The sequence below is a fragment of the Halomonas sp. HP20-15 genome, assembly GCF_033446685.1.
In the GTDB taxonomy this organism is placed as follows: Bacteria; Pseudomonadota; Gammaproteobacteria; order Pseudomonadales; family Halomonadaceae; genus Modicisalibacter.
The window spans coordinates 193,673-206,830 of sequence record NZ_JAWQLY010000002.1 but is presented as its reverse complement, the minus strand read 5'-3'; the positions used below and the strand labels follow the sequence as shown (position 1 = coordinate 206,830).

Annotated in this window: 10 protein-coding genes; 6 read left to right on the top strand and 4 right to left on the bottom strand. The window is 61.3% G+C overall.

Annotation, left to right across the window (positions count from 1 at the left end):
* Positions 1 to 127: 127 nt before the first annotated feature.
* The 3 genes from glyQ to gmhB all read left to right on the top strand — a co-directional run bounded on the left by glyQ (position 128) and on the right by gmhB (position 3,891).
* Positions 128 to 1,090 (top strand): glycine--tRNA ligase subunit alpha, encoded by a 963-nt coding sequence (gene glyQ, locus R6258_RS03300; protein WP_318447355.1) that lies wholly within the window; start codon positions 128 to 130, stop codon positions 1,088 to 1,090.
* Between the two features lie 2 nt (positions 1,091 to 1,092).
* Positions 1,093 to 3,159, top strand: a complete 2,067-nt coding sequence (glyS, locus tag R6258_RS03295) for a glycine--tRNA ligase subunit beta (RefSeq protein ID WP_318447353.1) — start codon at positions 1,093 to 1,095, stop codon at positions 3,157 to 3,159.
* 132 nt (positions 3,160 to 3,291) lie between these two features.
* On the top strand, positions 3,292 to 3,891 hold the full coding sequence (gene gmhB, locus R6258_RS03290; protein ID WP_318447351.1) for a D-glycero-beta-D-manno-heptose 1,7-bisphosphate 7-phosphatase: 600 nt from the start codon (positions 3,292 to 3,294) through the stop codon (positions 3,889 to 3,891).
* A gap of 158 nt (positions 3,892 to 4,049) precedes the next feature.
* Here gmhB and gyrB read toward each other — a convergent pair whose 3' ends face one another.
* From gyrB to dnaA, 4 genes are all read right to left on the bottom strand, one after another.
* Complete coding sequence (gyrB, locus tag R6258_RS03285) at positions 4,050 to 6,470, bottom strand: DNA topoisomerase (ATP-hydrolyzing) subunit B (protein WP_318447348.1); 2,421 nt, start codon at positions 6,468 to 6,470, stop codon at positions 4,050 to 4,052.
* A gap of 3 nt (positions 6,471 to 6,473) precedes the next feature.
* Positions 6,474 to 7,583, bottom strand: a complete 1,110-nt coding sequence (recF, locus tag R6258_RS03280) for a DNA replication/repair protein RecF (protein WP_318447346.1) — start codon at positions 7,581 to 7,583, stop codon at positions 6,474 to 6,476.
* A gap of 67 nt (positions 7,584 to 7,650) precedes the next feature.
* Entirely contained in the window at positions 7,651 to 8,754 is a 1,104-nt protein-coding gene (gene dnaN, locus R6258_RS03275) for a DNA polymerase III subunit beta (protein ID WP_318447343.1), read from the bottom strand.
* Positions 8,755 to 8,815: 61 nt separating this feature from the next.
* Positions 8,816 to 10,297 (bottom strand): chromosomal replication initiator protein DnaA, encoded by a 1,482-nt coding sequence (dnaA, locus tag R6258_RS03270; protein ID WP_318447341.1) that lies wholly within the window; start codon positions 10,295 to 10,297, stop codon positions 8,816 to 8,818.
* Positions 10,298 to 10,867: 570 nt separating this feature from the next.
* Between dnaA and rpmH the strand changes: the two genes are divergently transcribed.
* The 3 genes from rpmH to yidC all read left to right on the top strand — a co-directional run bounded on the left by rpmH (position 10,868) and on the right by yidC (position 13,140).
* Entirely contained in the window at positions 10,868 to 11,002 is a 135-nt protein-coding gene (gene rpmH / locus R6258_RS03265; RefSeq protein ID WP_011508608.1) for a 50S ribosomal protein L34, read from the top strand.
* Between the two features lie 13 nt (positions 11,003 to 11,015).
* Positions 11,016 to 11,399, top strand: a complete 384-nt coding sequence (gene rnpA, locus R6258_RS03260; protein WP_318447338.1) for a ribonuclease P protein component — start codon at positions 11,016 to 11,018, stop codon at positions 11,397 to 11,399.
* A 61-nt stretch (positions 11,400 to 11,460) separates the two neighbouring features.
* A complete protein-coding gene (yidC, locus tag R6258_RS03255; RefSeq protein ID WP_318447336.1) occupies positions 11,461 to 13,140 on the top strand; it encodes a membrane protein insertase YidC in 1,680 nt (559 codons plus the stop codon).
* Positions 13,141 to 13,158 lie beyond the last annotated feature (18 nt).

Below are 13,158 nucleotides of genomic sequence, written 5' to 3'. Positions count from 1 at the left end.
GCGAATCCTCTTGGTGGTTGCGGCCCGCCCGGCCAGGGGCAGGCAATTCGGCGCGGTGCCTATAACCGATTACCCGCTAATTGTATACTTGGCGGTCCGCGAATTCATGGGCCAACGGTGACCCGCAATGACACAGTCGACGCCAGACGTCACAACCTTTCAGGGTTTGATCCTCGCCCTGCAGCAGTACTGGGCCGAAAAGGGCTGCGTGATCATGCAGCCGCTGGACATGGAAGTGGGCGCCGGCACCTTCCATCCGGCCACCTTCCTGCGCTCCATCGGTCCCGAGACCTGGAACGCCGCCTACGTGCAGCCCTCGCGCCGCCCGACCGACGGCCGCTACGGCGAGAACCCCAACCGCCTGCAGCACTACTACCAGTTCCAGGTAGTGATGAAGCCCTCGCCGGCCGACCTTCAGGACCTCTACCTCGGCTCGCTGGAGCGGCTCGGCATCGATCCTCTGGTCCACGACATCCGCTTCGTCGAGGACAACTGGGAGTCGCCCACGCTGGGCGCCTGGGGCTTGGGCTGGGAAGTCTGGCTCAACGGCATGGAGGTGACCCAGTTCACTTACTTCCAGCAGGCCGGGGGCATCGAATGCTTCCCGGTGACCGGCGAACTGACCTACGGACTGGAACGCATCGCCATGTACCTGCAGGACGTCGACAGCGTCTACGACCTGATCTGGGCGATCGCCCCCGACGGTTCGCGAGTCACCTATGGCGACGTCTACCTGCAAAACGAGCGCGAGCAGTCCGCCTACAACTTCGAGCATGCCGACGTCCCGGCGCTGTTCGCGAGCTTCGATCACCTCGAGGGCGAATGCAGCAAGCTGATCGACGCGAACCTGCCGCTGCCCGCCTACGAAATGGTGCTCAAGGCCTCGCACACCTTCAACCTGCTCGACGCCCGCCACGCCATCTCGGTCACCGAGCGCCAGCGCTACATCCTGCGCGTGCGCACCATGGCCCGCGATGTCGCCCAGGCCTATTACCAATCGCGCAAGGCCGCGGGCTTCCCGATGGCCCCCGAGCCGCTGCGCCAAGAACTGCTGGCCGAAGAGCCACTAGCCGAAAAGGGAGACGCTTGAGCATGGCTGCCAACACCCTACTGGTCGAACTGGGCGTCGAAGAGCTGCCACCGGGCGCCATCGATTCGCTGGCCGATGCCTTCGCCGACGGTATCGCCGGCGGCCTGCGCGACGCCGAAGTCGGCTTCGGCGCGGTCCGGGCCTATGCCACGCCGCGCCGTCTGGCGGTACAGATCCAGGCCCTCGAAGCCAAGCAGCCCGACCGGCTGATCGAACGCCGCGGCCCGGCCTTGGCCGCCGCCTACAAGGATGGCGAGCCGACCAAGGCCGCCCAGGGCTTCGCCCGCTCCTGCGGCGTCCAGGTCGATGAGCTCATCCAGCTCGAAACCGACAAGGGCATCTGGCTGGGCTATCGCTTCGAGCAGCCCGGCGCAACGATCGATGAGCTGCTGCCCGCTATCATCCAGCAGAGCGTTGCCGGGCTGCCGGTGCCCAAGAACATGCGCTGGGGCGACTCGCGCATCGAGTTCTCGCGCCCGGCGCACTGGCTGGTGACCCTCTACGGCCGCGACGTGGTCGATGCCGAGGTACTGGGACTGCGCGCTGGTCGCGAGACGCGCGGCCACCGCTTTCACGCCCCGGCCACCATCGCCCTGCCCCAGGCCGACGATTACGTGAGCGCTCTGGAAAACGCCTATGTGCTGGTCGATCGTCAGGTCCGGCGCGAACGGATCCGCGAGCAGGTGCTTGCCGAGGCCGAAGTCCAGGCGGCCACCGCAGTCATCGATGAGGACCTGCTCGACGAGGTCAACGGCCTGGTCGAGTGGCCGGTGGCGCTGGCCGGCAACTTCGACGCGCGCTTCCTCGAGGTGCCCGCCGAATGCCTGATCTCGTCGATGAAGGCCAACCAGAAGTATTTTCACCTGCTCGACGCCGCCGGCAAGCTCGAGCCCGGATTCATCACCATCGCCAATATCGACAGCCACGATCCGCAGCGGGTAATCGAGGGCAACGAACGGGTCATCCGTCCGCGCCTGGCCGACGCTGCGTTCTTCTACGAGACCGATCTCAGGCACAGCCTGGCCTCGCGTCGCGAGGGGCTGGCCAGCGTGGTCTTCCAGCAGCAGCTGGGCACCCTGGCCGACAAGGCCGAGCGCAGCGAAGCCCTCGCCCGTTATATCGCCGAGCGCATCGAGGGCGACGTCGAGCATGCCGCACGCGCCGCACAGCTCGCCAAGTGCGACCTGACCAGCGAGATGGTGCTCGAGTTCCCCGAGCTGCAGGGCATCATGGGCTGCTACTACGCCCGCCACGACGGCGAGCCCGAGGCAGTGGCGCAGGCGATTCACGAGCAGTATCTGCCGCGTTTTGCCGGCGACGAGGTGCCTCGAAGCAAGACCGGCCTGGCACTGACGCTGGCCGATCGGCTCGACACCCTCACCGGTATCTTCGGCATCGGCGCGCGGCCCACCGGCGCCAAGGATCCATTCGCCCTGCGCCGGGCGGCGATCGGGGTGCTCAATATCCTGATCAAGGCCGAGCTCGATCTCGATCTGCACGACCTGCTCACGCAGGCCGCCGCACGGCACCGCGACCTGCCCCAGTCAGCGGGCCTCGCCGAGGACGTGCTCGACTACATGCTCGATCGCTTTCGCGCCTGGACGCAGGAAGAAGGCATCGCCGTCGAGGTCTATCTTGCGGTGCGTTCGCGGCCGGTCACACGGCCGCTGGACTTCGCGCGCCGCGTGCGCGCCGTGCATGCCTTCAGCCAACGCGAGGAGGCCGCCGCTCTGACGGCCGCCAACAAGCGCGTCTCCAACATCCTGACCAAGCAGGCCGACGAGATCGCTGAGTCGGTGGATGCCTCGCTGCTCGCCGAGGACGCCGAGCGAGCGCTTGTAGAGGCCCTGAACGACCGTCGCCGTGTCGTTGCTCCACTGTTCGCAGAGGCTCGTTACAGCGAAGCGCTCGACGCGCTGTCGGCTCTTCGCGAGCCCGTGGACAGGTTTTTTGACGACGTGATGGTCATGGCGGATGACAGCGCCGTGAGGCGCAATCGCTTGGCCATACTCGCCGAGCTACAAGCCTTGTTCCTCGAAGTGGCGGATATCGCGCAACTCCAGCAATAAGCTGTTACGCACAGCGATACCAACCCTGTTTCAGACCGGCCCCTTAGGGCCGGTCTTTTTTTGCATGTGTTTCACGTGAAACCTTTTTTGCGTCATGCTTGTTTCACGTGAAACACTCGACCAGGCCACGCCATGACCATGCAACCACTACCCGTTCAGCCCTATGACCTGACACCGAACAAGGTGGTCATCCTCGATCGCGACGGTGTCATAAATGAAGACTCGGAGAACTACATCAAGTCGCTCGAGGAGTGGCGCCCTTACCCTCAGGCCATCGAGGCCATAGCCCGGTTGAGCCTGCATGGCTGGACCGTGGCCGTCGCCACCAACCAGTCGGGGCTGGCACGCGGTTATTTCGACGAAGCCACCCTGCAATTGATGCATGACAATCTATGCGAGCGTGTATCGGCTGCGGGGGGAAGCATCGCCCATATCGCCTACTGTCCCCATGGCCCCGATGATGACTGTGCTTGCCGCAAGCCGAAAGTCGGTCTCCTCGATCAAATCCAGCAACGTCTAAATCTGGAAAATCTTCGGGGCGCCTGGATGGTCGGTGACAGCGGCAGGGACTTGGAGGCGGGAATCGCCAAGGGCTGCCATCCGGTTCTGGTTCGCACGGGCAAGGGAAAGAAGACCGAAGCCAGGGAAAACCTGGAGCGGGTATGGATCTTCGATGACCTGGCAGCCTTCGTCGATCACCTGATTGAGGCTGAGCGTCGGGCTCCACAGTGAAGAGGCACTGACTCCACGCTTCAGCATGGAGCGGTTCAGCAACGATTGACGGAGCAACCGAGCCGCTAACGCTGATTGGTGAACCAAATCAAAAAGCCCAGCACTTGGCTGGGCTTTTTTCGGCTTTCTGCGCGGGCCTTAGCGTTTCACGTGAAACATTACACGTCCAGATTGGCCACCAGTGCGTTCTGCTCGATGAAGAATCGACGGGGCTCGACCTCGTCGCCCATGAGCGTATTGAACATCATGTCGGCGGCCACAGCGTCCTCGATCGATACCCGCAGCATGCGCCGAGTCTCGGGGTCCATGGTGGTTTCCCAAAGCTGGTCGGGATTCATCTCGCCCAGCCCCTTGTAGCGCTGGATGGAGAAGCCACGCTGCGCTTCGGACATCAGCCAGTCGAGCGCTTCGTAGAACGTATCGACCTTCTTGCTGCGTTCGCCGCGGGCCACGTAGGAGCCCTCTCCCATAAGCCCGTTAAGCGTCTCGCCCAACGCAGCCATCGCACGATAGTCGGCGCTGCGGAAGAAATCCGCGCCCCAAACGTACTCGGTAGTCACGCCGTGGGCGGTCAGCGACACACTCGGCAGGAAAAAGCCTCGCTCATCGTCTTCCTGCAGATGGAAGACGTAGCGCGGCCCACCCTCATAGGCGATCAGCGCATCCATTTCCTGCTGCAGGGAATCGATCCAATGCTGCATGGTGATCCGGTCACGCAGGCTCTCTTCGCCATTCAAGGTAGCCGCATGGACGATCTTGCGCAGGACTTCGTGAGGATAAACCCGCAGCAGGCGATCGATACGCTTCATCACGTCACGATACTGATTGACCAGGGCTTCAAGATGCTCGCCGCTGATGCCCGGGGCATCCGCGTTGACATGCAGACCCGCACCGTCCAGCGCCGTCGTGGTGAGGTAATCAAGCAGGGCCTGCTCGTCCTTGAGGTACATCTCCTGCTTGCCGCGCTTGATCTTGTAGAGCGGCGGCTGCGCGATGAAGATGTGGCCGCGTTCGATAAGCTCCGGCATCTGGCGGAAAAAGAACGTCAGCAGCAGGGTACGAATATGCGAACCATCGACGTCGGCGTCGGTCATGATGATGACCGAATGATAGCGCAGCTTGTCGGGGTTGAACTCCTCCCGGCCGATACCGCAACCCAGCGCCGTGATCAGCGTGCCGACTTCAGCGGAAGACAGCATCTTGTCGAAGCGGGCCTTCTCGACGTTGAGTATCTTGCCCTTGAGCGGCAGGATCGCCTGCGTGCGCCGATCACGGCCCTGCTTGGCGCTTCCTCCCGCCGAATCGCCCTCGACCAGATACAGCTCGGAAAGACTCGGGTCCTTTTCCTGGCAATCGGCGAGTTTGCCCGGCAGACCGGCGATATCCAGCGCCCCTTTGCGGCGAGTCATTTCGCGCGCCTTGCGCGCAGCCTCGCGCGCGCGCGCTGCATCGATCATCTTGTTGACGATCGACTTGGCTTCGTTGGGGTGCTCGACCAGGTAATCGGAGAACTGCCGACCGAGTTCCTGCTCGACGGCCGTCTTGACCTCCGAAGAGACCAGCTTTTCCTTGGTCTGCGAGGAAAACTTGGGGTCCGGGACCTTGACGGAAATGATCGCGGTCAGGCCTTCGCGGGCGTCATCGCCCGAGGTATTGACCTTGGCCTTCTTGAGCACGCCCTCGGCTTCGATGTAGCTATTGAGGGAACGGGTCAGTGCGGCACGGAAGCCGGCCAGGTGCGTACCACCATCGCGTTGCGGGATGTTGTTGGTATAGCAGAAGATATTCTCGGCGAAGGTATCGTTCCACTGCATCGCCACCTCGACGGCAATCCCATCCTCGCGCTCGGAATTGAAGTGGAAAACGGGGTTCAGCGTCGACTTGTTGGTATTCAAGTGGTCGACGAAGGCTCGCAGTCCGCCTTCGTAATGAAACAGCTCTTCCTTTCCGCTTCGCTCATCCATCAAGCGAATGGCCACACCGGAATTCAGGAACGAGAGTTCACGCAGCCGCTTGGCGAGGATATCGTAATGAAACTCGATATGCGTGAACGTGTCCGGTGACGGGCGGAAATGCACCCGCGTACCGCTCTTCTCAGTCTGTCCTACGACGGAAAGCGGCGCGTCAGGTACGCCGTGATGGTACAGCTGCTCATGTACCTGGCCGGCTCGCCAGATGGTCAGCTTGAGTTCCTCGGAAAGCGCGTTAACGACCGAGACGCCGACACCGTGCAGCCCACCGGAGACCTTGTAGGAGTTATCGTCGAACTTACCGCCGGCATGCAGCACCGTCATGATCACTTCAGCCGCCGAGACCCCCTCACCGCTGTGGATGTCGGTCGGCACGCCGCGGCCGTTGTCGCTGACGGTGATCGATTCATCGGGATGAATGACTACGCGTATCTCGCTGCAAAAACCGGCCAGCGCTTCGTCGATGGAGTTGTCCACCAGCTCGAACACCATGTGATGCAGTCCCGTTCCGTCATCGGTATCGCCGATGTACATGCCGGGGCGCTTACGCACCGCATCCAACCCTTTCAGGACCTTGATGCTCGTTGAGTCGTAAGCTTGTTCGCTCATTGACTACTCCGTCGTGAAGTCTTTCGTTCCGTATGTCGCAAGCCGACCCTGTTTCACGTGAAACATCGCGACCGTTGTATCCGCCTGCCAAAGCCCTGCCAATGCATCCCGATCGACGCTGGTAATGAACGCCTGGCAGCCCATGTGTTCGAGCCAACGACAGAAGACGCCTCGATGCTCGGCATCGAGTTCCGCCGGCAAATCATCGATCAGATAGACGCAGGTACGTCCCGTGGTCATCTCCAGCAAGCGTCCCTGGGCCAGTTTCATGGCACTGACTACCAGCTTTTGCTGACCTCGTGAGAGGACCTCCACCGCTGGCCGCCGCTCAATGCGTATGCGAAGGTCGGCACGCTGTGGGCCTTGCTGAGTGAATCCCATCTGACGGTCGGTAGCGCGCCCCTGAGCCAAGATTTCCGCCAAGTCGCGCTGGCGATCCCAACCGCGGTAGTAACGCAGCGTCAGGTCGGGGAGCGGCAGGAGCTCGGCGAGCGTCTCTTCGAAAACCGGTAGAAAAGCCGCCATGTAGTCGTCGCGCAGGGCGTCCAGGCGGTTACCCCAGTGCGCAAACTCACGCTCCCAGACCACAATCGATTGCTCATCGATTCTATCATGTCTGAGCAATGCATTCCGATGTTTAAGCGCGCGCCGAGTACGCTTCCAGGCATCGAGAAAGTCGTGTTTCACGTGAAACACACCCCAATCGAAGAACTCGCGGCGCGAAGCGGGCGCGCCTTCGAGCAGACGAAAGGCATCTGGGTTGATCAACTGGAGTGGCAGCGCTTCGACCAGCTCGGCGACCCGAGCCACCCGCTCGCCGGCCAGGCGCATCTCGAGCTCGCTTTGGGCGCGGTGTCTGCGCACTCCCAGCGGTACAGGAGGATCGCCAGCCAGGCGGCCATGCAGGGTGACGCTGTCGCCGCCATGGCAGATGGCATGGCGGAGCTGCTGTGTGCGGAAGGAGCGTCCCATGCCGAGGATATGGATCCCCTCCAGCAGGCTGGTCTTGCCGCTACCGTTGTCGCCGACGATCACGTTGATCGACGGCGAGGGATGCATGTCGAGCGCCTCAAGGTTACGCAGACCCTGAAAGGTTAAACGGTCAAGAGGCATTCAGGCACCGCTTTAAGGCTAGCCGCATAAGCCCTTCTGACAACAACAGAGATTGCATATCAATGCGTTACAGGCGCATAGGCATGACCACGTACAGCGCATCGCCGCCACCCGGCTCTTCCATGATGGCGCTGCTGTTGGAGTCGGAGAGGGTCATCTGCATGCGATCCTCGTCGAGTGCGTTGAGCACATCGATCAGATAGCCGACGTTGAAGCCGATCTCCAGGGTGTTGCCGTCGTAGTCGATGGCGACGTTTTCCTCGGCTTCTTCCTGCTCGGGATTGTTGGCCAACACCCGCAAGTTGCCGGCCTCGAGGTTGAGGCGCACGCCCCGGTACTTCTCGTTGGAGAGGATCGAAGTCCGCGAGAGCACCTGACGCAACTCGGCCCGGTCGGCGATGAAGACCTTGTCGCCGCCGCGGGGAATCACGCGCTCATAGTCGGGAAACTTGCCGTCGACCAGCTTGGAGGTGAAGGTGAAGCTGCCGGTATGCGCCCGGATGTGATTGGCGCCCAACGTCAACTCGACCGGCTCGTCGCTGCCATCGAGCAGGCGTACCAGCTCGAGTATCCCCTTGCGCGGCACGATCAGCTTCTGCGTCGGCTCGACGTTCACCTCGGCGCTGCGCGTGCACATCGCCAGTCGGTGGCCATCGGTAGCCACGGCGCGCACCAGGTTGTGCCCGAGCTCCAGCAGCATGCCGTTCAGATAGTAGCGTACGTCCTGCTGCGCCATGGCGAAGGACGTGGCGTCGATGAGCTGCTTGAGGGTGCCGCGCGGCAGGGTCAGCTCCTGGCTGGCCTGGCTGTCTTCGATATTTGGGAATTCGGCGACCGGCAGCGTCGACAGCGTGAAGCGTGAGCGCCCCGAACGCAGGATCGCCCGTCCCTCCTCGAGGGTGAAGACGATTTCCGCCTGCTCGGGCAGCGACTTGCAGATATCCATCAGCTTACGAGCCGGTACCGTGGCCGATCCCGGCTCATCGACCTGGCTGGGCTCGATGCGGCCGATCAGTTCGACCTCGAGATCCGTGCCGGTAAGCGCCAGCTGAGTGTCCTGGACCTCGATCAGTACATTGGACAGCACCGGCAGGGTCTGGCGCCGCTCGACCACACCGGCCACCAGCGATAACGGGCGCAGCAGGGCTTCACGGGAAATGGAAAATTTCATGAGGGCTCCACTCTTCTCCTGAGTTTCAAAGACGGGAACAGGCTGTGATGGACGGCATGCATCAGCTGGTCAACAACCGCAGCAAGTTCTTGTAATCCTCGCGAATATCCGCGTTTTCTTCCTGTAGCGCCACAATCTTGCGGCAGGCATGCAACACAGTGGTATGGTCGCGTCCGCCAAAGGCGTCACCGATTTCCGGCAGGCTGTGGTTGGTCAGTTCCTTGGCCAGGGCCATGGCGACCTGTCGCGGACGGGCCACCGAGCGCGAACGGCGCTTGGAAAGCAAGTCCGCCAGCTTGATCTTGTAGTACTCGGCAACGGTGCGCTGGATATTGTCCACCCCGACCTGCTTGTCCTGCAAAGCCAGCAGGTCCTTGAGCGATTCGCGGATGAAATCCTGGGTGATCGGCTTTCCCATGAAATGGGAATCGGCGATCACCTTCTTCAGCGCGCCCTCCAGTTCCCGCACGTTGGAGCGTATCTTCTGAGCAATGAAGAAAGCCGCGTCGTGGGGCAGGTCGACCTTGGCCTGGTCGGCCTTTTTCATCAGGATCGCCACCCGTGTTTCCAGCTCAGGCGGTTCGATCGCCACCGTCAGTCCCCAGCCGAAGCGCGACTTGAGCCGCTCCTCCACTCCGCTTATCTCCTTGGGATAACGGTCGGACGTCAGGATCATCTGCTGACCGCCTTCCAGCAAGGCATTGAATGTATGGAAGAATTCTTCCTGCGAGCGCTCCTTGCCGGCGAAAAACTGTATATCGTCGATCAATAGCGCATCGACGCTTCGATAAAATCGCTTGAAGTCGTTGATGGCGTTGAGCTGCAGCGCCTTGACCATGTCGGCGACGAAGCGCTCGGAGTGCAGGTAGACCACCTTGGCATTGTCGCGCAGGGTGGCCAGCTGGTTGCCCACGGCGTGCATCAGGTGAGTCTTGCCCAACCCTACCCCACCGTACAGGAACAGTGGATTGTAGGCACCGCCGGGGTTCTCCGACACCTGTCGGGAGGCGGCCCTGGCTAGTTGGTTGGACTTACCCTCGACGAAGGTGTCGAACGTGAAGTTGGGATTGAGACCGCTCTGATGCTTGAGGCTGCCTTCCACCTGCACCTGACGCTCGCCCGCGGGCTGCTGGGCGGAACGCCGCGGGCCTTCGCTATTGAGCCTGTCGATCTCGCGCTCATCGGCGTATTCGTCGCCGCGGGGTGGCGTGTGAACCGCGGGCGCGGGGGGCTGACGAAAGCGACTGGCCGAGACAGGGTTACCCAAATCCCGCGGTTGTGGACTCGGCGCAACACGCCGGCTACCCACCGCCAGGCTCACCTTGGGCGGCTTGTGGGGCGCCAGCTCGCGCAGCAGCTCGTTGATCCGCTTTAGATACTTGTCGCTGACCCAATCACGCACGAAACGATTGGGCGCCAACAGATTGAGCTCGTTGGGCGTAGCGTCTTCCGCCTGCAGGGGACGAATCCAGGTATTGAACTGCTGCGAGCTCAGCTCATCCTGCAGATAAGCCAGACATTGTTGCCAAAGAGCGACCGACACGCGACCTCACCATCCCGTTGCGAAAAGACCGAACATTGTATCGCCCTCACTGCGAGTTATCCACACGCGAAGCGATGCGCATCATGCTGTGGAAAACTACAGTACACCTCGGTGGACCGACACGGTATGACTCTGCGGACCATTCCCGGCGGTGGATATTAGCGCTATCGGTACACAGCTTAATATCCCTCTAATCACTACCTCTGCATGCTTTGTCCACGCTTTTATACCGCCTGTAATTATTTGATGGATAACCTTTTAAAGAAGTTACCCACAGAAACTGTCCCCACCATTAGTAACAACAGCATTTAAGTAACCCCTTTAGTTATTGTAGTAACATGACAGCCGCGAATGGCGAGCCCCCAACCGTGGCACACCGGTCATCACGAGAATCCGTCGAATGCCACTGACGCCCCCTGGCGATGAGGCGGTGTGGATAATTGCGCGCAGAAATTGCACCCGGCTTGCAAAGCCTCTAGAATTCCCGGCCTTGAACGAAATCCGCCCGGGTTCCATGTGGGAGCCGGGGCATCGGTCAATGTCAAATCAACCACGTGGGAATCCGCCGTCATGAAACGCACATTTCAACCCAGCGTATTGAAGCGCAAGCGTGTCCACGGCTTCCGTGCACGCATGGCCACCAAGAACGGTCGCCAGGTCCTGGCTCGCCGCCGTGCCAAGGGCCGCAAGCGTCTGAGCGCTTGATCGCGGCTCGCGAATGTCCTGTCAGGGCTTTCCCCGGCAACTGCGTCTGCTGACTGCCGGGGACTATCGGTACGTCTTCGAACAAGCCTCGTACAAGGTACACGCCAAAGGGTTGCTGGTACTGGCCAGAAACAACTCCTTGGGCCATCCGCGCGTGGGCCTGGTCTTCAGTAAGAAAAACGTTCGTCGTGCCGTAGATCGCAACCGTCTCAAGCGCTTGGTGCGCGAGTCCATCCGTCTCCGGCAGCATCGCCTACCCGCTGTGGATATCGTTGTCCTAGCCCGCCGTGGCGTACACGAACTGGACAATCCCACACTGCACCGCCAGCTTCACGGCTTGTGGCGACGCCTGGAAAAGGAGGTTGGCAAGCAATCGCCTGTGACCTCGACCTCCTGAACCGGAACAGCGTGCCGACCAACCCGCAGAATGATCCAATATCCCATCGGGCAGATCCCTAATGGACGTAAAACGACTCCTCCTTGTCATTCCACTTGCGGTACTCGCCTATCTCTTGGTGATCCAGTGGAATGAGGATTACGGCCAGACCGCCGTCGAGACCGAAGCCCCTGCCTACAGCCAGTTGAACGGCCGCAAGACGGATAACGCTACCGACACCGAGCAGAGCCTGGCGGCTCCCTCCAGTGGCGCCCAATCGGCGAACGGCAACCCGGACATGGCCGAGAGCGCTCAGGACGGCAATCGCCGCAGCCTGATCGAAGTAGTGACCGACACTCTCGATGTGCGTATCGACCCGCGTGGCGGCGATATCGTCTATGCGGCGTTGCCCCAGCACAAGATGAGCCAGGATGCCGAGCATCCCTTCGTACTGCTCTCGGATGGCCAGAGCCGCAGCTACGTCGCCAAGTCGGGCCTGCAACTCGAGGGGCACCAGGGGCGCATCGCGTTCGAAAGCGAAAAGACGCGCTATACCCTCTCGGAAGGCCAGGACGCCCTGACCGTCGATCTGCATGCCACCGTCAATGGCATCGAGGTCATCAAGCGTCTGACCTTCGCGCGTGACAGCTACGCGGTACAGGTCAGCTATCACCTTGCCAACCAGAGCGAAACGCCGGTTACTGCGCGGTTCATCGGTCAGTTGGCCCGGGACAACAGCCCCGACCCCTCATCGGGCGGCGGCATGGGCATGAAGTCCTACCTCGGTGCGGCCTATTCCTCGCCCGAGAATCACTACGAAAAGATCGATTTCGAGACGATTCAGGAAAGCCAGTTCAACAACCGTGACGTGCAGGGCGGCTGGGTCGCGATCATTCAGCACTATTTCACCTCGGCCTGGGTGCCGGAAAAGAACCAGCAGAATCTCTACTATGCGACCACCGACTCGCGTGATCGCAATGTGGTGGCCTTCGCCAGTCCTACCCAGACCATCGCCCCGGGGGGAGAAAGCACGCTCGAGGCGACGCTCTACATGGGCCCCAAGGTCCAGGATCGACTCGAGGAGATCGCCCCCAACCTGGAACTGACCGTCGATTTCGGCTGGCTGTGGTTCCTCGCCAATCCGCTGTTCTGGCTGCTCGAACAGATTCACGACGTGCTGGGCAACTGGGGCTGGTCGATCGTGATGCTAACGGTGATCGTCAAGATCGTGCTCTTCCCGCTTTCCGCCACGGCCTACAAGTCGATGGCCAAGATGCGCAAGCTCGGGCCCGAGATGCAGCGCATCAAGGAGCAATACGGTAGCGATCGCCAGAAGATGTCCCAGGAGATGATGAAGTTCTACCAGAAGGAAAAGATCAATCCTCTGGGGGGCTGCCTGCCGATCATCATCCAGATGCCGGTCTTCATCGCCCTGTACTGGATGTTGATGGAATCGGTCGAGCTGCGTCATGCGCCGTTCATGCTGTGGATCGATGATCTGTCGGTCAAGGATCCGCTGTTCGTACTGCCGATCATCATGGGCCTGACGATGTTCGTGCAGCAGCAGCTCAACCCGTCGCCGCCGGATCCGACCCAGGCGAAGATCATGAAGATGCTGCCGATCGTCTTCACCTTCTTCTTCCTGTGGTTCCCGGCCGGCCTAGTGATCTACTGGATCGTCAACAACAGCATCTCGATCCTGCAGCAGTGGATCATCACGCGGAAGATCGCCGGCGACCCGGCGCCTGCCAAGGGCAAGTAACCGCTCAAGCGCGCCGCC

Coding starts and splice junctions, on each gene's coding strand:
- dnaN (WP_318447343.1), bottom strand. CDS start 8,754: ATGAAATTTTCCATTTCCCGTGAAGCCCTGCTGCGCCCGTTATCGCTG.
- recF (WP_318447346.1), bottom strand. CDS start 7,583: ATGCCTCTTGACCGTTTAACCTTTCAGGGTCTGCGTAACCTTGAGGCG.
- glyS (WP_318447353.1), top strand. CDS start 1,093: ATGGCTGCCAACACCCTACTGGTCGAACTGGGCGTCGAAGAGCTGCCA.
- rnpA (WP_318447338.1), top strand. CDS start 11,016: ATGTCCTGTCAGGGCTTTCCCCGGCAACTGCGTCTGCTGACTGCCGGG.
- rpmH (WP_011508608.1), top strand. CDS start 10,868: ATGAAACGCACATTTCAACCCAGCGTATTGAAGCGCAAGCGTGTCCAC.
- gyrB (WP_318447348.1), bottom strand. CDS start 6,470: ATGAGCGAACAAGCTTACGACTCAACGAGCATCAAGGTCCTGAAAGGG.
- gmhB (WP_318447351.1), top strand. CDS start 3,292: ATGACCATGCAACCACTACCCGTTCAGCCCTATGACCTGACACCGAAC.
- glyQ (WP_318447355.1), top strand. CDS start 128: ATGACACAGTCGACGCCAGACGTCACAACCTTTCAGGGTTTGATCCTC.
- yidC (WP_318447336.1), top strand. CDS start 11,461: ATGGACGTAAAACGACTCCTCCTTGTCATTCCACTTGCGGTACTCGCC.